The organism is Bacillus sp. B1-WWTP-T-0.5-Post-4 (assembly GCF_009183795.1).
In the GTDB taxonomy this organism is placed as follows: Bacteria; Bacillota; Bacilli; order Bacillales; family Bacillaceae_G; genus Bacillus_A; species Bacillus_A cereus.
The window spans coordinates 82,269-102,668 of sequence record NZ_WEIJ01000003.1 but is presented as its reverse complement, the minus strand read 5'-3'; the positions used below and the strand labels follow the sequence as shown (position 1 = coordinate 102,668).

Sequence of the window (20,400 nt, the reverse complement as noted above, 5' to 3'; positions counted from 1 at the left end):
TAATGTAGTTAGCCTTTTGGGTCAGCGATAAAATCAGATATTATTTTTTCGATATCGAAAGGAGTAATCCCTTTATTCAAAGAGAAAATAGTTTCTGCTTCTTCGATGTCTTGAACGAGTTCACCTCTAGCTTCAATATGTAATCGGAACAAGTCATATAAATTCGGTTTAACTAAATTAGTTAAAGCCTTTCCAACTAGTATCATACCTTTTTGATTAGCCTCGATGGTATTATCATATGTTAGATCTCTTGTAAGAGACAAATCTGTCCAAATCAATTTTCGTTCCTTTAAGTCTAAAATAACTGGAATAGAGATTTGGGTGTCGGCAGTAATATCCACTTTATCTTGAACAGTAGAAGGTTCAAATATTTCACCTGAACCAGGATATTGACGAACCATCCAACCAGTAAAGCATTCTGGTAAATCTTTATATGGTTGATCTGTGTAAGAAAGCAAAGTCATGACTACATAGCGTCCACCATATTTCAGCACAGACGGAATATCGAAATCAATGAATTCAGATGCCCCCTTTGGTGCAGAAGTAATATCTCCGCTATGGTAGGCTTTGAAATTTTTTGAACGTAAGTTCGTGAAGGAGACATGTTCTTTGTATTGCCAATCTTCGTCGTACATTGCAGCAGATAAATCAATGTCAACGCGTCCTGTATGTTGTCCATTCACATAGCCTTCTTTCCACCATAGGAAAAAACGAATCGTATCTCCTTCTGGCAAATCTACTTTACTCCCTCGAGATAATGTACGAAGCGCTTTGCTGGCTGAACGTTGAGAGAAGGGAACTAAGTGATTTTTTAACTGTTCATCCAAAAATACTTTTCCGAGACTTGGAAGTTCTGCGAAGCGATTTTTTAAAGTATCTTCACACATTTTTACAATCATTAAACAAATATCCTCTGAGATAAATGGAAGTGTATTTTCAATACCTATAGCTTTTGCTACATTTCCCTTTGGAAAAAATGTACGAAATTCATTTTTATCATTTCGATGCTTAAAATGAGCCGTGAGTTGAAGTAATACAGGAGTAGAAACGTTTCCTATTATACTTAGAAAATCTTCGAGAATATTGAAAACATCTGTTGACTTATTACTACATAAACGGATTAAATGATCCAAACGTCTGGCAAATTCCCCCGGGCGAGTTTTTAAAAGATTTTTTGCTGTCATGATATCACGATTCAACAAAGCTGCTTCTATTTTTCCATTAAATGTTTCAACTTTAATGTTGTTGCGAAGCATCTCAAATGCTCGGTTGGTTTTTGGGAAACGAGTATGATATTCTGCTGGATGAAGAATTTCACCTAAACGAATCCAACGTTTTTTGTATCGAATCATATCTTCGGTAATGTTTCCGCATTGCTCTAACAATCCTAAAAGGAAGCGTCTTTCGGCTCGGTTAAACTTCTTGAATCGAACGGAGGATGCTAAACTCACATCACCTTCAGATAAAGCAACTGCAAGGCGAAGAACATCAGTTGCCGTTTTAAAATACTTTGCAGCAGCATCGGCTGATATTTTTCTGTTTATTAATAAAACCCCAATTATAAAAGACATATTTTCCTTATGAGGAATTACATTAGGTAGAAAACAGGAAACATCTTCAGTGTGTGTAATAGCCCATTCTACATCTGTCTTATCAGTTGAGGAAATAGAGCTGTTTGCACGAATCAATTGAGAAATCATTTGATTGAAATCTTCTTCACTTCCTAAGTCAATAACTTTCAAATCAACGCTATCTAAAAGAGGAAGTCGTTCTTCTACTTTTGATACAGGTAGGCGCAACGTCACATAATGAATAACGGCATTGATGTATAAATCAGCGTCACTTAAATCCATCATTTGTTGCGGAAAGTTTGGATACATAGGAGTAAACTGAATATGTGCACCAACCATTTCTTTTAAATGTTTTACCAACTCTTTGTAAAACGATGTGAATGCATCAACCGAAAGTGTTTGCAACTCTTCTATTAAAGGCTCGGAAAAAGTAAATCCTAAACTTTCCAAGTTTTTTAAAACAGTGGCTAAATACATGTTCGGTAGTTTATTTTCTTCTCTTTTTATAATTACTTTCAAACTTCTTCTTATGTAAATAGAATTTTTCATGAGAACGCCGATTATTCACTCCTTATAAAAGAGGGGAATAGTCTGACTGTCCTCCTTTCAGTGGTAGATTTTTATTTTTACATGTATAAACACACTAATTGTAGAAAAATGCACAGAGGTTACATAGCTATTTTTTAGTGAAAAATTAGGGGTATAACATTTAGTTGTTAAGTGGTAATTTATTAATTAAGAAAAGAAAACCTCTACATCAATGGTTGATAAACTAAAGTTTATTCAATCCCAAAGAAGAAAGAGGTTTTATAGTCTAATTATTTTTCATAGGGAATTGACAACTCTAAAACAATTTGAAAATTCTAAAAAGAAGGAAGAATTGTCATAGCCTATGTGTTTAGCAGGAAAGTAACATCCCTATTTGGCCAAAGAAGTTAGAAGGAAGGAACGTCATAGCCTGCTTTATTAGTATATTCTCTTGCGAAGAGCAATTCAAGTATACTGTCTGATTTTTTATATTTTTCTTAAAGGGGAATTGTCATGTTTATCCCGCATTGACGGGTAGCCCGATTGGTGAGGGGGATTAAAGTTTCACTTTATAAATAGGGAGATCATCACATGCCCTTTTTATAATACTATTACGGGAGGATTTTTATTTTTGATATATTATACCATTTATTTGATGGTATAATATGGTATTGGTTCTATGGAATGGAGTTGAATGAGTATTATAAATACAAAAGGTGAAATTAAAAAAACGAAAAGAAAAGTATTACTAACTATACTTACTATGTTAGTAATTATAATTGGATTTGGATATTGGAAACTTTTTAGTTTGCAAGGTGTTCCAAAAGGGGAATTAATTCGAACAGTGGAATCTCCAGATGGAAAATATCTCATCAAGACTTATTTTCATAATGCAGGATCATTAAGTGCGGATGCTGTTAGGGGTGAATTAGTTAACCTTGATACAGATTCAGAGAAAAATATATATTGGAATTATCCAGATACCGATCCATATATTGAATGGGTAAATAAGAATATTGTTAGAATTGGAGATCAAACTTTAGATATTTCACAGAAAGAAACCTATGATTGGCGTGATGATGATGAGCACGTTAAAGAAATGCCTAAACAGTTTAGTAGATAAAACAAGAAAATTTAAATTTATTTAATCTTATTCGTTTAACTATAGATAGGATTATATGAGTGAAAAAGTCCATTTAGATCTTCTAAATGGACTTTTTTAGGTTTCTAGATACGACTACTGATAAAAATGGAACAAACTTGTTACTTAGGTTGTCTATTAATTATACGCATAAAACAGGAGTTCATGATAGTTCGCTCATTTTATCCCGCTATTTGCCCGTAAAAGTCCGACTGATGAGGGCTGATTAAAGTTTCACTTTATCCTTTACTGTATCTTGTAACTACATTTTGCCTTGCTGTAGAGAAACAAAAAACATTTTTCTTATTCAATAATTCCAATTTCTAGAGCCTTTTGAACAGCTTCTTCTTTGTTACGGACTCCTAGCTTTGTATAAGCTGTGGAAGCATAATTTCTGACCGTACCATTCGATAAATATAACCTTGATGCTATGGTAGTGTATCGAAGTCCCTTTGCTACTAGCTGCAATATTTCTATCTCCCTAGCTGTTAGCTCATAAGCGGTTGCTTTTGATTGTGGTGTCTCTTTTGGCGCATCAAACTTCTCAAATATTTTGTGAGACATTCCCTGATCAATCAGTGTCCCACCTTTGTGAATAAGTCGGATCGTATCAGCTAGCTCCAATGTTTCAATAGATTTGAGTAAAAAACCATCCGCACCGTTGCGAAGCGATTCCAACGCCTGTTCGGTATCCTGAAAAGTTGTAAAAATCAATATGCGGATATGTGGCCATTGTTGCTTAATCTTTTTGGTTGCTTCGACTCCATCCATGTGTTGCATATCTAAATCCATAAGTATAACATGAGGTTGAAGGCGCCCACACAAATCGATGGCTTCATTGCCATCCTCGGCCAAACCGACTACATTTAAATCTTCATATCTATCGAGTAGTGTCCTCAAACTTTCCCGAACAAACGGCTGGTCGTCTACAATTAACAAACGAATAAGTCCATCTTTTATTTCAGTTTGTCGCGGTATGGTACATGTAACAAGCATTCCTTCATCTGGCTTTGTATATACAGACAATTGACCTTGCAAATTCATTGCTCGTTCTTTCATCGTATTCATACCGAAGCCTTCCTGCCATTCTACATTTCCTTTTCCATTATCTTGAACTTCTAATCTCGTATATTGTTGTTCAAACTGCAATGAAACTATAATTTCAGTTCCCTGACCATGACGTACTGCATTCGTAAGGGACTCTTGTAAGCAACGAATGAACGCTATCTTCGTTTGCCGAGACAATTCATATTCCTCTCCGTATGTCCGAAAACTTACATTAACCTGAGCGTGCTCCTGAAATTCGGCTCCAAGATTTTGGAGAGATTGAATTAAGGAAGGCGATTGACACGGAGACTCCATTTGATGTAGGTAACCTCTCACGTCCTCGATGCTTTTACGTCCCATTTCAAGCAGAGAATCTAGCCTCTGTATACCCATTTCAGTAGCAAGTTCGGTGCGCAACGTTTCCATCCCCATAATAATAGAAGTATAAGCGTGACCAACTGTATCATGAAGCTCACTCGACAGTCTGTTTCGTTCTTCCGCCAGTGTAATGCGTTCAATCTGAGACATATATTGCTCAAGTACCGCGTTTTGTTTACGAATTGATTCATTTTGTTTATGATTGACGATTAATAAATGAAAAGCGAAGCCCATTACATATGCGAATCCATAATAGGTGACCATAATCCAATAGCTATTACTTGGCGCAACCGCATAGAAAATTCCAGTTGTTATAAAAACTGTTATTGGAGCTGTCCAATAATAGGACAAATGCTTACTATTCGCAGCAATTAGAAAAACTGATATAAGAAATGTGTTGTAAGCTTCCGGAAATAATGAGGTTAAATATATACATAGTCCACCATATAGCAGTATTTCTGTGAACAAATAATATTTATAATTGAATAGTAAGGCTACCCATGGAATTGAGAAGGCAATAATTTCCCAAAGAATAATAATCCAAAGTGGTAATGTTAAACCATCCTGAAAATTTAATGTAGCTAGAATGATAGACACACTAGCAAGTAGGCGTACTCCTAACATAATCCAATCATACCAAAACCAATACTTAACCATATCTAACAAGTCCTTTACCCCCTAAATAGCCTACCATTTTACTTCCTATATTATAATTTAATCCTTCCTGCCTTATTATACTTTTTAATTTAAAACTACGATACTACTCACAGACTGCAAACTTCTATTGATTTAGTTGCCGAATCATACTACGTGTATAGCCCCCAATTTTCTTTGTCAAACCATCGACTATTCTAATACTTATGGCGGTAAATACTATACCCATAAACATTACAAAGAGTGACTTGGCAAAAGTATCTATTTGTATAAATATAATATTCATATCGATGTATCGATACAGTAGTGGTGCCAACAGGAACATAAGTGGCATTACATAAAAAATGATTGCACTAATGAGACTGAAGATGCCAATCGCAAATTTCTGCATTAACCAATAGACAGCACACCAAGTGCGACGATCTGTTAGCACTAATTTCACCTGAGCCCAGTTCGATGTATCCATTGTTATACTTCTATCGTAAGAGTCTGTTGAAATATCTGTATAAATTTTCGTTTGTATGCGCTCGAATTGGATAAAGGGTGTGGTAGTCTGTAGTACGCGTATAATTAATGGAATCCCAACAACAGTAAATGAAAGCGTTAAACTAAATAGCAGAGCTATTAGGTAAAAACAAAAATAAAAAAATCCTGTACCGAAAGTTAGCAATAAAAAATAACCATTCTGGATGAATCTTGATTTCATAAAGTTCATCACTCCTATCTATGTAATAACCGAATCATACTGCTTTTTTTGTCAGTCTCACTAGTGTAAAAGTGTCATATGACAGTTCTAAATGATGTTAAAAAGGGGAGAGCAGCCTACTTCTGGTTAAAAAAGATGCTTTTATCCCGCTATTTACTGGGCAGTAAGACTCCCACCTCAAAATTCAGCGTTAGGTGGGGGGCGGGCTGCCGGTAAACGCACGATTGGTGAAGGCTAATAATCAGTGGGGGATGAACAAAAACCTGCTGATTAAAGTTTCACTTTATTAATCCCCACAAAACAATCCCGTTTTTGCATGTGCAAGAACGGGATTGTTTTGTACTTTTATTTAATATGAGATGGACTTGTTTTTCGAATATGAAAAATAATATCAAATTGCTCAAGCAATGAAGTCTCAAAGTATACCGAACTGTTCGGGATGATTTGTCCCCCTATACTTAGTAATGGTCTTTTTACTTTAGCCCATTTCTCTGCTTGTCCTTTAAGGTGACGGTTATCCAATAAAAACATTTTATATGGCACTTTTCCGAGAGTATAATTGAAACTTTTTACATCTTGTGGAATAGTGTCTGTTGTAATCTTACCTCCAGTGGAAGGATCATATTCGCTGTATAAGGTGAAATTTCCCTCCGTAGTTGTACTACCAATTGTGACATAATTATTGTCTAAACGTTCCTTCAAAAACTGCCCCGCAACATAAGGGTATAATTTCTCATCGATAATTCCTTTAGCTATATGAATATTGTGTGCCCATACCATCGTTTTACCACCAAATGTCTCTTGTGCCCACATTGCATGATCGGCCAAGTATTGTTCATGTAGTTTTATTATACTTGGATAGTCGTTAGGAAGTAGCATTGTGGTAAATTTCTCTATTGCAATTGCCGTTGCTTTCGCCCAGATGTACTCGGATGGAATTATTTCTGTGTTGGCTTGCTCGTTCTCATCATTTAGTAATCGGGCTACTCTCTCAGCGTTTGCTTTGAACTTCTCTTTCAATTTAGGAGTAAGTTTCATATATTCTTGTATACTGCCGGTAAAAGATGATAATTCTTTATAATTTTCTTCTACTTCTGCCAGCAAATTTGGTCGATGCACCCTTACATAATCAATTACTTTATTAAAGCTACCTTGGTCCAACGTTTTTAAGTCGAGTCCAATAAATTGGATCTTTTTTTTATTGGATGGATCAGCATTATAATCTTTCATCCACTCAATCATGGCTATGATTTCATCAGTAGGATATAACAATTTTAAAAATTCCCTAGGGTTTCCTTTTCCTGTTTGGATATATTCATTTAGCTTTAAGCCGTTTCCCCAATCTTCTTCCAGTGCGAAATTTGTAAAACCCATCTCAGTAACCAAATATTTCACAAGGCGAAATTTCATAGTGAAAATTTCAGAGCTTCCATGGGTATTCTCTCCTAATCCTACATATTGTGCGTTCCCAATCATTTTCTTAAGTGGTTTTAAATCTTCAAATGGTTTTGACGGCTCTATCGTTTTTAATGGGTTAGCCTGTGATTGTATTGATTTAACTATATTTTTTTGGATTGATTGACCTGAATTTTCGATTGCTACCGTTTGAGCGTTTCCTACTTCTACACATCCTGTGACTAATAAAGCTGTACTAACCATTGCAATTATTCTTTTCTTATTCATTTTTTTCCACCTCAATTGAATTATTTGTAAAAGCAAAATTGATTCATGTACTTGCACGAATCAATTGCCTTAATTCAATTGTTATTTATTCCATATCATATTTTCTAGTTACATATTGTCATAAGGTTAATTGACACAGGTCATAGACTAATCATTACACTTTTGTACTATCGGTTATGACAACTTATAAATAATAATTACATTGTTGAGCCGCAAGTAAGATTAGATTATGAATTTGGGAGGGATTGTAAAGATGAATGAATCTGTATGCCAAAATATCTTTATTCTAAGTTGTAGCTGTTGAAATGACAGGAAGTAATTTTGATAAACAAATGAATAAAAGGGGAAGGGCGGATTACAATGTTATTACGCGGAGAAGCATTCCACAATAAAGATAAAATCCAACGTGCTAAAATAGGACTTCAACTTTTTCTAAGTATCTTAACTATTACTTCTATTATCCTAAATGTACTAGTAATGATTACTAAAAGTATGCCACTTATTGTGGTATATATGTTTACCCCAGCATGTTCTTCTATTTTGACTCGCATAATATTGAAAGAAGGGTTTAAAGATGTATCTTTTAGTCTCGGTAACTTAAAGATATGGAAGGGGATTGGTTTTGCGCTGTTAATACCTATGATAATATGTGGAATTACTTATTCTATTGCCTGGTTTAGCAGACTTGTGAGGTTTCAGCCTCCGCAAGGTGGTATGCTAGAACCTATTTACAATATACTTGGATTTCAGTATCTACCGATATCATTAAGTTTCATTTTTATAGTAGTATTGAGCGGAGTTTTAGGAAGCTTGCTTAACTTAATCCCAGTTATGGGGGAAGAAATAGGATGGCGAGGTTATATGCTCACAAGGCTAATCGATGCAAAGTTTTCACGTCCCATTCTTATTAGCGGATTAATTTGGGCAACGTGGCATGTTCCAATTGTTATTGCTGGTCTATATGTAGAGGGAACATCTGTCTTTCTTTCAGTACTTGGCATCTATTTTTGTATTGTGCCATTCAGTTATATTACAGCTTATTTACGACTTATCACAGGTAGCGTTTGGCCTTCGGTTATCATTCATACTACTTGGAATGCCATTATTCAAGGACCTTTCGCACGTGCAAGTACAGGAGATCAAACTGAGATTTGGATTGGAGAATCTGGTTTGATAACCGCTATTATTATCTTGGCTACTGCAATAATTATGACTCGAATCGTAAATTTTACTAAATAGCATACGGATGTGTTTTAAATTCAATTAGTGTAATATAACGAAGCTGAAATAAGATGCTCCTAAAAATATTAGAAAAAATCTAGTTGAACGGACTCTTACTTAATCTTAGGCTGCTGGACATGTGGTGATATCCCATCGTCATCAAGCTAAGAAGATAAACTAGGTTGCCATAAAAAACATAATGTTTTCATTTAAAGGCTTGGAGATGAAATTTTATCATCTTCATCACGTTTGACCTTCAGGAAATAAAAAGTTAAACGATTATACAAATACTCTAACTGAAAAAACGATAGTCCTTCTATCAAAAATATAGAAGGACTATCGTTTATTTTTTTGACAAACTTAGGGGGGGATGTTCATAAAAATGGATAATATAATTCGTATTTTACGTAAAGAGAAAAAGTTTTCCAAAGAAGGTTTAGCTAATTTCCTTGGTGTAACGGTTGATTGAAATTTCACTTTATGACTTGTAAGTGACTGTTCAATGCATCGTACTATTAAAAAATCTAAATTTAATCATTAAATTGTGATAAAATGTGGTCGGAAATAATGAAATTTTAGGAAAAATAAGGTACACTAGTTTATGATTTTAGTTGAAAATCGTTTGACGTTAATGCATACGGGGGAAAGATTGATGAACAACAATACAACAAATGAATCAGTTGAAGAAATTGATCAAAAACGAGTAAGATCAAAAAAACGTTATACAAATTGGAAGTTTATCGCAGTGGGTATTGGTGTAATTGCACTTCTTATTGGGGGAATGAGTTATTATCAGGCAACTCACTTCAATTCGAATGTTACAATTAATGACACAAAAGTTGGTGGTCTGAGCGCTGATCAGGCAATACAGAAATTAAAGACATCTGGACTAGCAAACAAAGTCTATGTTGATCAACAACAAATTTTAGATGAAAAAGATACAAAAACGGAACTTACGGAAAAAGATTTGCCTCAAGTTAAGAAATTATTAAAAAGTCAGTGGACATTTTTCCCTTCCTCAAAGGGAGAAAATTATTCATTGCTACCAGAGAAGGCAGATCAGTATCGTAGTGAAACGATGAAAAAACTTGTAGAAGAAACGCTCATCTCTATGAATGAAAAATTAAAAGCGCCTCAAGATGCTATGGCGAAGCTAGAACAAGGGAAAATTGTTATTTCGAAAAGTGTGGAAGGGAAACAGTATGATGTTACTAGTCTACTGAAAGATTATGATAAGCAAAAATATAAAAGCGAAATTTATCTGAAGTCTGCATACATAAAACCTATTAAAGAAGACGATCCGATTGTCAAAAAAGAGGAGAAAGCACTACAGAATCTTCTTGGGCAGTCTGTTGAGTATAAAGTGCAGGATGAAGTTTATCCTTTAAAAGCGAAAGATTTAATTCAAAATGCCTCTATGTCAAAGGATATGAAAGTTACAATTGATGCGAGTGATATTAAGAAGAAAATTACTGAAATTAATAATGCCAAATCAACATTAAATAAAGATTTCTCATTTAAAACGCATTCCGGTTCAGTCATATCAGTAAAAGGACAAGGATACGGCTGGGCACTAGATGTTGAAAAAGAAACTAAACAAGTTCAACAAGCCTTTGAGAAAGGCGAAAAGTCGCTTTCTGCTTCTAATATTCACGGAAATGGTTGGGAGAAGGAAGGTATCGGTTATAAAACAACAGCGAATAATGGCATCGGAGACACGTATGCGGAAGTTTCAATTGCAGAGCAACAAATTTGGATTTACAAAGATGGAAAATTAGTTGTTACAACAAATGTAGTAACTGGTAAACATAGTACTGGTGAAGATACATCACCAGGTGTGTGGTACGTCCTCTATAAACGAACACCATATACGCTAAGAGGTAACGCAGTAGGAAAAGCTGATTATGCGGTTAAAGTAGATTACTGGGTTCCATTCACAAATAGTGGTCAAGGATTCCACGATGCCGGCTGGCGAAAAGACTGGGGAAATAATGCTTATTTAACAGGAGGATCAGGTGGATGTGTGAACCTTCTTCCTAATGTTGCAAAAACTGTATATGATAGTTTGAACACGTATGATCCAGTTATCGTGTATTAAAAAATAGCTACGTATCAAGAAATAAACAAAACAGGAAATCTTACCTGATGGTATATGAAAAAACACCTCTTGCATTCGCATACTAAGTGTGCAAATGTAATGGAGGTGTTTTTGTTTGAATACAAAAGTGTATTGTTAATAAGAAACAAAGTAGGAAGAGATTAAGAATAAGTATTCAAATAGTCAATAAAATTGACAATGAATATCATTTTCACTTAATATAGAATCGTTGCATTTAATTAGACATGAATTTTTTGTTAATATAATAGAGTTCTATTAAGTTGTCACATTTAAGAACTATAATTAAATCTTTTAAGAATTTAAACGTAGGAAAGGGTAATATAAAATGAACTGGAAAAAAGGCGGATTATGGGTTATTATTTTTTTCGTTGTAAAAGGCACGATTTCTACACTTTTAATCGTTACAGGTGCTAAATATTTTGATTTATCATTTATGCAACTTATCTTATTAATTCTGACCTTATTAGTGATTTCTCTAATAAGCCGAAAATTGCTGTATAGACATAAACAAAACAAAAAGCAAAAAGAGCTAAATATATAGTGGAGCCCCAGAGACCGTTGGATTTCTGGGGTTTTATTTCGATAGTTTTTTCGCATGTATATCAATTTAACAGAATAGGTTGTCCAAAATGATAAAATCGATGATGTTTAAAATGCGTCAGTTATTTTTACATAAGGATTGTAGAGAGCTTTTAAATATTAATCTTTATTTTGAAGCGACAGACGCGCATAAATTATGCTCTTTTTTCAATTGGTAGTTTAAATGTAAAAGTACTGCCTTCTCCTAATTCACTTTCAACTGCAATTTCTCCTCCGTGTAGTTCGACAATCCATTTTACCATAGACAATCCTAAACCTGTGTTTCCGTTGTTTGAAGAAGTGCGTGCTGCGTCAACTCGATAGAAGCGGTCCCATATTTTAGTAATATGTTGCTCGCTGATGCCGATGCCATTATCGGAGACTTTACCTATTATGTTGGTTTCATCACGGAATAGTTGCATATTCACAGTTCCGCTCGTTTTACTATAAGCAATCGCATTCGTTAGTAAATTCATTAATAAACGCATCATCAATGTTTGATCTGCTTTAATAAACAGGTCTTCCTCTATATTAGTTGTTATTTCAATCGAATTTTCTTGAACCATTAATGAAAGTTCTTCTACAACGATTTCCGTTAATTCACTCATATTGATACATTCAAATTGGAAAGTATTATGATTTCCTTGGTCAGCTCTTGCTAATAATAAGAGTTGTGAGATTAGAGCGGACATTTTACGTGATTGCTTTAAAATTACTTCTAACGATTCTTCCATTTCTTTCGGGTTATTCCTCTGCGATAAAGCGTATTCGCATTGTGAAATAATAACAGATGTTGGCGTTCTTAATTCATGAGATGCGTCAGATGTAAATTGTTTTTCACTTTCAAATGATGTCTCCAATCGCTCAAACATTTTGTCAAAGGTTTGTGCTAAATGATACATTTCGTCTTTCGGTGAACCTTGTAAATTAATTCTCTTCGAAAGGTCTTTACCATCACCAATTTTACTAGCTGAATCACTCATTTGTTGCACAGGTCGAAACGCTCTTTGCGTAATAAAATATCCCCCGACTGCCGCAATGAGAATAAGTAATGGGAATGAGATGATTGTTACCACAATAAGCGTATTCATCGTTGAGGATAATTGGTTCATAGTCATTATTCCACGAACCCAGACTTGCTGATCGCCGCCTGTATTATGGAGAAAATCATATACTATCCATTCTTTATTACCGTCTTTAATAGTTTGTATTTCATCAGATTTAAGCGATATCTGTTTATTAAAGCTTGTTGGACTATTTCCTGCTAGCAGCTCACCTTGTTTACTATAAATACTAATATTTACTCCATCTTCTAAGGCTTCAAAATCATCGTCCATCTTTAATTGTCCATGCTTATATTCGATATCTTCCATGCTTTCTTTTACTGTGTTCTTCAATTGATCTTTCATATTAAAAAGCAAAACTTTATCTGAAGAAGTTAAAATAAAAGCTAACACGATTGCCATAATAATTACAATTAGCCCCGTATACCACAGAGTTACTCTCATTTTTATTGATAGTCTTTTCATGATTCTACTCGCAATACGTAACCAGTTCCTCGTACTGTATGAATTAACTTCGTTTCAAACTGGCTATCAATTTTTTTGCGAAGATAGCGGACGTAAACATCAATAATATTCGAGCCACCTTCATAATCGTAATTCCACACATGTTGCTCAATTTTATCTCGTGTCAACACAACTTCTTTATTGCGAATCATATATTCTAAAATAGCAAATTCTTTACTGGAAAGAGTGATAACTTGGTCTCCTCTTGTTACTTTATGCATATTGCAATCTACCACTAGGTCAGCGATTTCAAACACATTAGATGTATTTCCTGTTTTTCTTCGCATTAACACTCGGATTCTTGCTAACAGTTCGTCAAAAGCAAACGGCTTTACTAAATAATCATCCGCACCTAAGTCGAGTCCTGTTACACGATCATCAATTGTATCTTTAGCTGTAAGGAGCAAGACCGGAGTTGTATTATTGTCCGCGCGTAATCTTTGTAATACTTGTAAACCATCTATTCCTGGAATCATAATGTCAAGTACAATCAAATCGTAGGTAGCCATGTTTATATAATCCAGGGCATCTTCTCCATTCCCACATGCATCGACACTATAATGTTCTGCATTTAATCGTTTTACCAATATATTTTGTAAGTCTTGTTCATCTTCGACAATAAGAACTCGCATTAACATTCTCCTTTTCTTCTTATTAATATGTATCACTATAATTCCAAAACATTAAAGAAAGATTAGAAACTAGTTAATTATATCATTTTATCCAGCATTAACGGGCAGTAAGACTCCTCCCTCAAAATTCGGCGAATGCGAGGGGGGAGTCGGGCTACTTGTAAAAGCCTTCACTTTATTTTTTTGTACATTAATCTTCCTTTAATGTTTGTTGAGTAATATAAAGGCAAGGATAAGGTGCACATGTAAAGGGAGGAAAACAGAATGGGAAAATGGATGCTGATTGGAGCAATGTCTTGTGTATTGTTAACAGCTTGTTCTACTCAAGCTGATAACAATACACAAGTACAACAATTGAAAGTGGAAAATGATAAATTACAAAAAGAAGTTGCTCAACTACAACAAGAACCAAGCAAAATAGGGCCTGCTACGAATGATACGAAGCAAACACAAGATTTCAAAAACGAAGTCACATCTATTGTAGAAAAGGCAAATAACACGAAACCAGTTGGAGCAAAAGAAGAAAACCTAAATACGTACTTAGCAGTAAAAAAAGAAATTGACCAACTGGATGACAAGATAGATCTATCTGATAATCAGCTAGAAGCAGATTATCACGCTGGAACGATAACTGTTGAACAATATCAAACGCAAGAAAGAGAACACGATATACTGGAAGATCAATTAGAACAAGCAGAAAATGCACTTGAAGCAAGATTTGGAATAGAGGATTAATCATTAAGGAGTGGATGGAAATGTTAAAACATAAAAAGAAAATAATGATAAGTGTAATTGCTATTTTAGTAAGTGGTATTGCTATTATTAGTGGATATTATGGCATGGGTTACAATTATGCAAAAAAGAATGAAAACTACACAGAGAAACAAGTTCGTGAAATTTCTTTAGCTCATACAAATGGAGAAATTATTAATGTGAAAAAAGAATTCGAATTAGAAGATGACAACTTAGCACAATCAAAATTTGAATATGAAGTGGAAATCAAGACACCTGATAATCTGTTAAATATTTTAAAAGTTAGTGCTAGAACAGGTACAATAGAAATCAATAATGAAGATTAAATAAATATCGCGTATTTGAAAAAACTCCGAACAAAATTTGTTAGGAGTTTTTTCATGTTTATACTTTACTATTTTGAAAGGGGAGTGCTACATCGCTATCAAACTAACAAAACAAAATAACACCTAATATGAAAAAATACGCTATTCTTTCTGAAGAATCATAGGAAAGGATAACTTGATATATCACCGCTATAAAAGTATCGTTCCAATCCAAGTGTGTATTTGTGACGAGTTGAATTCAAACTTGATACCTTAGATTCACAGATTGTTCTTTTCCTCAAATCGTGCAGATTTGATTACGTATAATTACATAAAAACTTGTCATCGTAACTTTGATATCTTGCTGTTACATTCCAAAATGCGTACAACAGCGTGCCTTCAAGGTTATACTGATGCTGGAGGTGATTCAAAGTGACATAAAATCGGAAAATGAATTCGAAGCAAGCTAATTAATAACTAGATTTTTACAAATAAATCTCATCTGTATATCAATTGGTTTATAAACGAATGCAGAATTATTTTTCGGAAAATGAGCTTTTTAATAGCCAAGAGAGCTTTAAAGATCAAGTCTTCATTTTGAAACTAAAATCGCTTTTATATTAGGATTCGAATTTTTATGTGCTACAGACATTAGTTGAAAGATAGGCTTTTCCTGTTCTTATTTATATCGTTAACTTGATAATTTATAAATATGAATTTAGTGGGGGGATATTATGAAAGGTAGCAAACATTTTAATTTTCACAAGCTTTGGCTAGGACAGTCTATAAGTTTGTTAGGTACTCAGTTTACAATAGTAGCTTTGCCACTTTTTGCATTAGAGGTGTTACAAACAAGTGAAGCAAATGCTGCTATGCTTCGTGGGGTTATATTCGTCCCTTATCTAATTTTCGGATTAGTAGCCGGTGCTTTAATAGACATTTTTCATAGGAAAAATGTCTTGCTAATTTGTAGTTTATGTCAAGGAGTATTATTTTTATCAGTATTCATACTGACTGTAACAAATATTATAACGTTCCCTTTACTGGTATTTATCATGTTTTTAAATGGAATATTCACCACGTTTTACAACATTGCCATTCCTTCTTTCTTACCTGAAATAGTAACAGATAAAGACCATTTAAAAAAAGGAAATGCTCAACTAGCACTTTCGGAGTCTCTTTCTATAGTAATTGGTCCTATGCTAGCTGGAATCGTCATTACTCTAGTTGGATTAACAGGCTCGTTTACTGTTGACGCAGTAACGTATTTTGTTTGTTTTATGTTTGTATTAATTATTTCAAAGTTTAAACCGCATACAGAAGGTTCTTTAAAAGACGTAAATTTAAAATCTATATATCAAAACATATATGAAGGTTTGGTATATTTCAAAAAACACCCTGTATTGGAGCCGATTGTAACTTGTGGTGCTGTTTACGGTTTTTTTAAATACATATTAAATAGCATTTTAGTAATATTCCTTTATAAGGTAATGGGTCTATCTGAAATTGAAATAGGATTTGTTGTAGGCTCAGCAGCGGTCGGATTTTTAATAGGTAATACGATACTCATGAAAAAAAGTCAACAAATTAATAATACAAAAATGCTTATTTATAGTGCTACTGTATCAGTTACCGGTTTGGTTTTTATACCGATAATGGGATATATGGGAACAGTTTACGGTATAGTAGCCGCAAGTATCATACATGGTATGGGAGAAGGTGTATTTGGCCCTTACGCTGCAACTATACGACAACTTGCCTCACCAAATCACATGCTAGGGCGAGTAAATGCTGTACAGCGTACGCTAAATTGGGGAGCTTGGGCATTGGGGAGCTTTGCTAGTGCATTTTTAATTTCTATATTTGGGCTTCAAACTACGTTATTTATAGGGGGATTCGGAACAACATTGTGTTTAGTGGCGTTGTTAAGACGAGGTGTATTAAAAGGAAATAATATTGAATATACGAGTTCATTTTAGAGGAGATGATTGTGATGCATAAGGTATTAAAAGGAACTGGCATAGAAAATAAACCCCATATTTTATTTATAGGGGGATGGACAAAGCCTATACAAGATGCATTAGACAGTGGCTATATTGTTTCGTACATAGGATCGTACGCTAAACACATATATTTTGATGGGACTATCTTAGAAAAATGTTTCTATAAAAAAGAATTAGACACGACAAATATACCCTTGTCTATATACTATGCTGAAGAATTATTCAAAGAGAAACCATTTGATGTGGTTGTATCTTTCAACGAAACAGCATTAGATACGGCTTGCATAATTGCAAAGATTTTTAATGTTAAAGGGTCTTCTTACAATGCTAATATGATAACCCGCAATAAAGACATGATGCGTGAAATGCTAGCAGGTAAAGACTTTTCGATAGATTCGACAGTTTGCAATAACATTAAAGATATTAATGAATTTTTGAACAAAAAAGATAGTATTATAATAAAGCCCCCGATTGGCGTAGGTGGTAAAGGTGTATCTAAGCTAGACACGGGAGATGACGTAGAGGTATTTTTTAAAGAAAATGGTATTCAACTACCTGTTTTAGCAGAAGAGTACATTGAAGGTGATGTAGTTTATACGGTCGAAGCCGTTTCTTATAACAAAAAACATTCTATACTAGCGATATCAGCTGAAGTATTTAAAGAAGATACGTTTATAATAAACTATACTATTATGCCAGCACCTATAGATGAATCTCAAAAACAATTAATTATGGAAAAAGTAATGCTATTTTTGGACGACATGCAAATGGAAAACGGCATTACTCATACAGAAGTAAAGATAGACAAACAAAATAATCCAATAATTATAGAATCTCAAGTTAGAATAGGTGGTGGTAACATCTGGAAAATGGTGGAATTAACAACCGGCATATCCCAATTTGGATACTATTATGATGCGTTAGCTACTGAGACTATAGATGAATTTAGATGTGTATCTTCAAAATGTCATGCTATGTCTTTAAGCTTGATTCCAAAACCAGGTTGCTTAAAAGAAATCAAGTATAAGGAGTTAAATAACATATCCGAGTTCGTATTAATTGATCTATTAGTAAAAGAGGGAGACATCATACCAACTATTGTAGATAGCACTCAACGCAAAGGATCTATATTATTTACGACTAGTGATATGAAACGTATGTACGAAGTTGTAGAGGAAATATGTAACAATATAACGTTTGTTTATCAGGATTTAACAGAATGGAAACCTTCTTTTAAAAAATATAAGTAAACAGAAATTTGGCAAATGAATGGTCTATATAAAAAAGAAAAATTTTTGAATTCCTTGAAGCGCTAAACCTAAGCAAAATAATGAACTATCCTATAGAAGAAAGTTGAGGGAGCTAATCGCATATGTTTTATTGAAAGGATGTGATTGAATTATGGAACGGCCGAATTGGGGAATTGGAGGATTAGTATTCGTTGGCTGTATGTTTCTTGGTGGAGGAGTGGGATCTATGTTAGGTAATGCCCAAACTGGATGGCTAATAGGAATGGGCATTGGATTTCTTGGGATGGCTTTAACGAGACTGTTCAGAAAATAATGTAACTGAGATTCTTCTTCTAGTAAATAAGGAAATATGTAAGTAATTCATGGCATAAGAGTTCTATAAATTATAGTTAGAAGCTTCTCTTTTCTAAATTTCTCCATACATAGATATGATTCTCAAATCGGAGAATGGCACCTTAAGGTGTCTTTTTTATGCTCTTTAAAAATGTCTTAACATATATAGCCGAGTTAATTTAAATAATCAAGAATAATTGAGCTAATAGCTCTCGGTAGATTGCCATCATTTTTTTAATACATTAGATTCATTACCGTTTCAGACCTATGTATTCATTCATAATCTAACAGTAAAAGGGGAGATGATTAAAGGTATGGCGATTAATGAGGAATCAATTTGTCAACAGTTTGCAAGAATTATCGGTGGACAAGAAGGATTCGCCGGTGGGAAATGCGTGGCAACAATAAACAGGGATGAAATACGAGCAACAATCTTGGGAAAACGTTTTAGAGTAACAACTTCCTTTTCATTCGAATCACGAGACAATAAAACTGGACGGGCATTATGCCTAGGCCGAGTAGCACTCTTACAAAAAGAAGTCACTGAATTTGTGGCGACAATTATTAAACAAGGAATAATCGTTTCGTCTATACACAATGAGTGGTTATGTGATGATCCAAATTTGATTTACGTTAATATCGAAGACGTTGATGATCCACTAAATTTTGCAAGAAAAGTGAGAAGAGCATTGTGCAATTAACAATTTTTTTAGTTAATTGATTACGTTAAATAGAAGATTTCAGCGTGTTGAATGTTATAGTTGTAAAATAGATTTAAGTGGATGGGTTTATAAAATGAAAGAAGGCATTCCGTATTTGGAATGTCTTTTTTATGTTTTTGTTGCTCATGAGGGTGGTTAACTGATTATATGCTGTTTATCTTGCAACAGCAAGAACTGGACGAGGTATCTTTAAAGGTATTTGACTATTTGTAGATACCATATTTTATCAAATGTTATTAGCATATCATAAAACGACAGGGGAGAAATCGCCAGAGAAATACGTCAAATTAGTCATTCCTTCTATAATCTAAGGGGGCGATTTTGTTTTCGAAAAATAATAGGTAAATCATTTGACAATTAAAATAATCTACTTTATTATATGTGCTATAGCATATATATGGTGAAACAAATACATTCATTGTGAATGATTGACTGGTATGCTATATCCTTTTATATCTTAATTTATAGAGGTGATATATGAACTTACATGATTTAATAGGCTATCTTGTTCATCGTACTGATGTGAAAATGACCAATTATTTTACGAAGAAATTAAAGCCGTATGGAGTTACGCCAGAGCAGTGGGGGATTATTAGTGTTCTTTGTAGCCAAAGGAGCACTACTCAAAAAGAATTGGCGGAAGCTATTGATAAAGATCAAACTACTGTTGTTAGAATGATACAGTCAATGGAGAGAAAAGGGATTGTAAAGAAGGCTTTGAATGACCAAGATAGGCGTTCACATAACCTTTTTTTAACTGAAAAAGGTGACGAGTTAAAGAAAACAATCTTGCCTGTAGTGAAAGACGCTCACCATTTCGTTACGAGTAATTTGAGCGAGGAAGAAATTAAAGTATTACAATCGTTATTAAACAAATTGTATGATACACACTATTAATATTTGTTCCTTATTGATGCTATGCTATTCATAAGGAACAAACTTTGTTTTAGGTATTATATATGCTATAGCACATAATTTTCATTTGGAAGAATGGGAAGATAACTTTATTTTGTATGATATCTGATTCAGGGTCACTTTTTTGCTTAGTACCAGTCAAATTTTTTGTATTATACATGCTATAGCATGTAATTTCTAGCCCTTTAATATTGAAAAGGGTAATGTAAATTGAAGCGACTTCCATACAGGTAATCTCAGGAAATAGGATAAAGGTAGTGACTATTATCTGAACAATACTGAGTTTTTACCA

General features: G+C 34.0%; 17 protein-coding genes. 11 read left to right on the top strand and 6 right to left on the bottom strand.

What is annotated here, in order from left to right; all coding sequences use genetic code 11:
* Positions 1-8: 8 nt before the first annotated feature.
* A complete protein-coding gene (locus GBN91_RS11245; RefSeq protein ID WP_152121509.1) occupies positions 9-2,120 on the bottom strand; it encodes a TerD family protein in 2,112 nt (703 codons plus the stop codon).
* Between the two features lie 673 nt (positions 2,121-2,793).
* On the opposite strand from GBN91_RS11245, the gene GBN91_RS11240 reads away from it, so the two are divergent.
* Positions 2,794-3,222, top strand: a complete 429-nt coding sequence (locus tag GBN91_RS11240) for a DUF5412 domain-containing protein (RefSeq protein ID WP_048657193.1) — start codon at positions 2,794-2,796, stop codon at positions 3,220-3,222.
* A gap of 321 nt (positions 3,223-3,543) precedes the next feature.
* On the opposite strand, the gene GBN91_RS11235 is transcribed toward GBN91_RS11240, so the two are convergent.
* From GBN91_RS11235 to GBN91_RS11225, 3 genes are all read right to left on the bottom strand, one after another.
* Positions 3,544-5,331, bottom strand: coding sequence for a helix-turn-helix transcriptional regulator (locus GBN91_RS11235; RefSeq protein WP_152121508.1), 1,788 nt, complete (start codon positions 5,329-5,331; stop codon positions 3,544-3,546).
* A gap of 115 nt (positions 5,332-5,446) precedes the next feature.
* Positions 5,447-6,025 carry a sensor domain-containing protein gene (locus tag GBN91_RS11230; RefSeq protein ID WP_086412429.1) on the bottom strand — a complete coding sequence of 193 codons (579 nt, stop codon included), beginning with the start codon at positions 6,023-6,025 and terminating at the stop codon, positions 5,447-5,449.
* 345 nt (positions 6,026-6,370) lie between these two features.
* Positions 6,371-7,708, bottom strand: coding sequence for an erythromycin esterase family protein (locus GBN91_RS11225; protein WP_152121507.1), 1,338 nt, complete (start codon positions 7,706-7,708; stop codon positions 6,371-6,373).
* Positions 7,709-8,068: 360 nt separating this feature from the next.
* Here GBN91_RS11225 and GBN91_RS11220 point away from each other — a divergent pair, with 360 nt between their 5' ends.
* The 3 genes from GBN91_RS11220 (at position 8,069) to GBN91_RS11205 (ending at position 11,589) form a co-directional block, all read left to right on the top strand.
* Positions 8,069-8,947, top strand: a complete 879-nt coding sequence (locus GBN91_RS11220; protein WP_086388659.1) for a CPBP family intramembrane glutamic endopeptidase — start codon at positions 8,069-8,071, stop codon at positions 8,945-8,947.
* A 634-nt stretch (positions 8,948-9,581) separates the two neighbouring features.
* Positions 9,582-11,027: a L,D-transpeptidase family protein gene (locus GBN91_RS11210; protein ID WP_152121506.1), complete on the top strand. Its 1,446-nt coding sequence runs from the start codon at positions 9,582-9,584 to the stop codon at positions 11,025-11,027.
* 346 nt (positions 11,028-11,373) lie between these two features.
* Entirely contained in the window at positions 11,374-11,589 is a 216-nt protein-coding gene (locus GBN91_RS11205; RefSeq protein ID WP_001104104.1) for a hypothetical protein, read from the top strand.
* A gap of 193 nt (positions 11,590-11,782) precedes the next feature.
* Here GBN91_RS11205 and GBN91_RS11200 read toward each other — a convergent pair whose 3' ends face one another.
* On the bottom strand, positions 11,783-13,156 hold the full coding sequence (locus GBN91_RS11200; RefSeq protein WP_152121505.1) for a sensor histidine kinase: 1,374 nt from the start codon (positions 13,154-13,156) through the stop codon (positions 11,783-11,785).
* Entirely contained in the window at positions 13,153-13,827 is a 675-nt protein-coding gene (locus GBN91_RS11195) for a response regulator transcription factor (protein ID WP_001264526.1), read from the bottom strand. The genes GBN91_RS11200 and GBN91_RS11195 overlap by 4 nt, the downstream gene beginning before the upstream one ends.
* 264 nt (positions 13,828-14,091) lie before the next feature.
* Between GBN91_RS11195 and GBN91_RS11190 the strand changes: the two genes are divergently transcribed.
* The 7 genes from GBN91_RS11190 (at position 14,092) to GBN91_RS11165 (ending at position 20,090) form a co-directional block, all read left to right on the top strand.
* Complete coding sequence (locus tag GBN91_RS11190; RefSeq protein ID WP_100650541.1) at positions 14,092-14,562, top strand: hypothetical protein; 471 nt, start codon at positions 14,092-14,094, stop codon at positions 14,560-14,562.
* Positions 14,563-14,582: 20 nt separating this feature from the next.
* Positions 14,583-14,906 carry a PepSY domain-containing protein gene (locus GBN91_RS11185; RefSeq protein WP_152121635.1) on the top strand — a complete coding sequence of 108 codons (324 nt, stop codon included), beginning with the start codon at positions 14,583-14,585 and terminating at the stop codon, positions 14,904-14,906.
* A 713-nt stretch (positions 14,907-15,619) separates the two neighbouring features.
* Entirely contained in the window at positions 15,620-16,864 is a 1,245-nt protein-coding gene (locus tag GBN91_RS11180) for an MFS transporter (protein ID WP_152121504.1), read from the top strand.
* Between the two features lie 5 nt (positions 16,865-16,869).
* Positions 16,870-18,138, top strand: a complete 1,269-nt coding sequence (locus GBN91_RS11175; RefSeq protein ID WP_152121503.1) for an ATP-grasp domain-containing protein — start codon at positions 16,870-16,872, stop codon at positions 18,136-18,138.
* Between the two features lie 151 nt (positions 18,139-18,289).
* The gene (locus tag GBN91_RS28855; RefSeq protein ID WP_000441009.1) at positions 18,290-18,451 is read left to right on the top strand and encodes a hypothetical protein; all 162 of its coding nucleotides are present in this window, start codon (positions 18,290-18,292) and stop codon (positions 18,449-18,451) included.
* A 334-nt stretch (positions 18,452-18,785) separates the two neighbouring features.
* Positions 18,786-19,172, top strand: a complete 387-nt coding sequence (locus tag GBN91_RS11170) for a DUF1259 domain-containing protein (RefSeq protein WP_152121634.1) — start codon at positions 18,786-18,788, stop codon at positions 19,170-19,172.
* Positions 19,173-19,670: 498 nt separating this feature from the next.
* Positions 19,671-20,090: a MarR family winged helix-turn-helix transcriptional regulator gene (locus GBN91_RS11165; protein WP_001048563.1), complete on the top strand. Its 420-nt coding sequence runs from the start codon at positions 19,671-19,673 to the stop codon at positions 20,088-20,090.
* The last annotated feature ends 310 nt before the right edge of the window (positions 20,091-20,400 follow it).

Coding starts and splice junctions, on each gene's coding strand:
- GBN91_RS11245 (WP_152121509.1), bottom strand. CDS start 2,120: ATGAAAAATTCTATTTACATAAGAAGAAGTTTGAAAGTAATTATAAAA.
- GBN91_RS11240 (WP_048657193.1), top strand. CDS start 2,794: ATGAGTATTATAAATACAAAAGGTGAAATTAAAAAAACGAAAAGAAAA.
- GBN91_RS11230 (WP_086412429.1), bottom strand. CDS start 6,025: ATGAAATCAAGATTCATCCAGAATGGTTATTTTTTATTGCTAACTTTC.
- GBN91_RS11225 (WP_152121507.1), bottom strand. CDS start 7,708: ATGAATAAGAAAAGAATAATTGCAATGGTTAGTACAGCTTTATTAGTC.
- GBN91_RS11220 (WP_086388659.1), top strand. CDS start 8,069: ATGTTATTACGCGGAGAAGCATTCCACAATAAAGATAAAATCCAACGT.
- GBN91_RS11210 (WP_152121506.1), top strand. CDS start 9,582: ATGAACAACAATACAACAAATGAATCAGTTGAAGAAATTGATCAAAAA.
- GBN91_RS11205 (WP_001104104.1), top strand. CDS start 11,374: ATGAACTGGAAAAAAGGCGGATTATGGGTTATTATTTTTTTCGTTGTA.
- GBN91_RS11200 (WP_152121505.1), bottom strand. CDS start 13,156: ATGAAAAGACTATCAATAAAAATGAGAGTAACTCTGTGGTATACGGGG.
- GBN91_RS11195 (WP_001264526.1), bottom strand. CDS start 13,827: ATGCGAGTTCTTATTGTCGAAGATGAACAAGACTTACAAAATATATTG.
- GBN91_RS11190 (WP_100650541.1), top strand. CDS start 14,092: ATGGGAAAATGGATGCTGATTGGAGCAATGTCTTGTGTATTGTTAACA.
- GBN91_RS11185 (WP_152121635.1), top strand. CDS start 14,583: ATGTTAAAACATAAAAAGAAAATAATGATAAGTGTAATTGCTATTTTA.
- GBN91_RS11180 (WP_152121504.1), top strand. CDS start 15,620: ATGAAAGGTAGCAAACATTTTAATTTTCACAAGCTTTGGCTAGGACAG.
- GBN91_RS11175 (WP_152121503.1), top strand. CDS start 16,870: ATGATTGTGATGCATAAGGTATTAAAAGGAACTGGCATAGAAAATAAA.
- GBN91_RS28855 (WP_000441009.1), top strand. CDS start 18,290: ATGGAACGGCCGAATTGGGGAATTGGAGGATTAGTATTCGTTGGCTGT.
- GBN91_RS11170 (WP_152121634.1), top strand. CDS start 18,786: ATGGCGATTAATGAGGAATCAATTTGTCAACAGTTTGCAAGAATTATC.
- GBN91_RS11165 (WP_001048563.1), top strand. CDS start 19,671: ATGAACTTACATGATTTAATAGGCTATCTTGTTCATCGTACTGATGTG.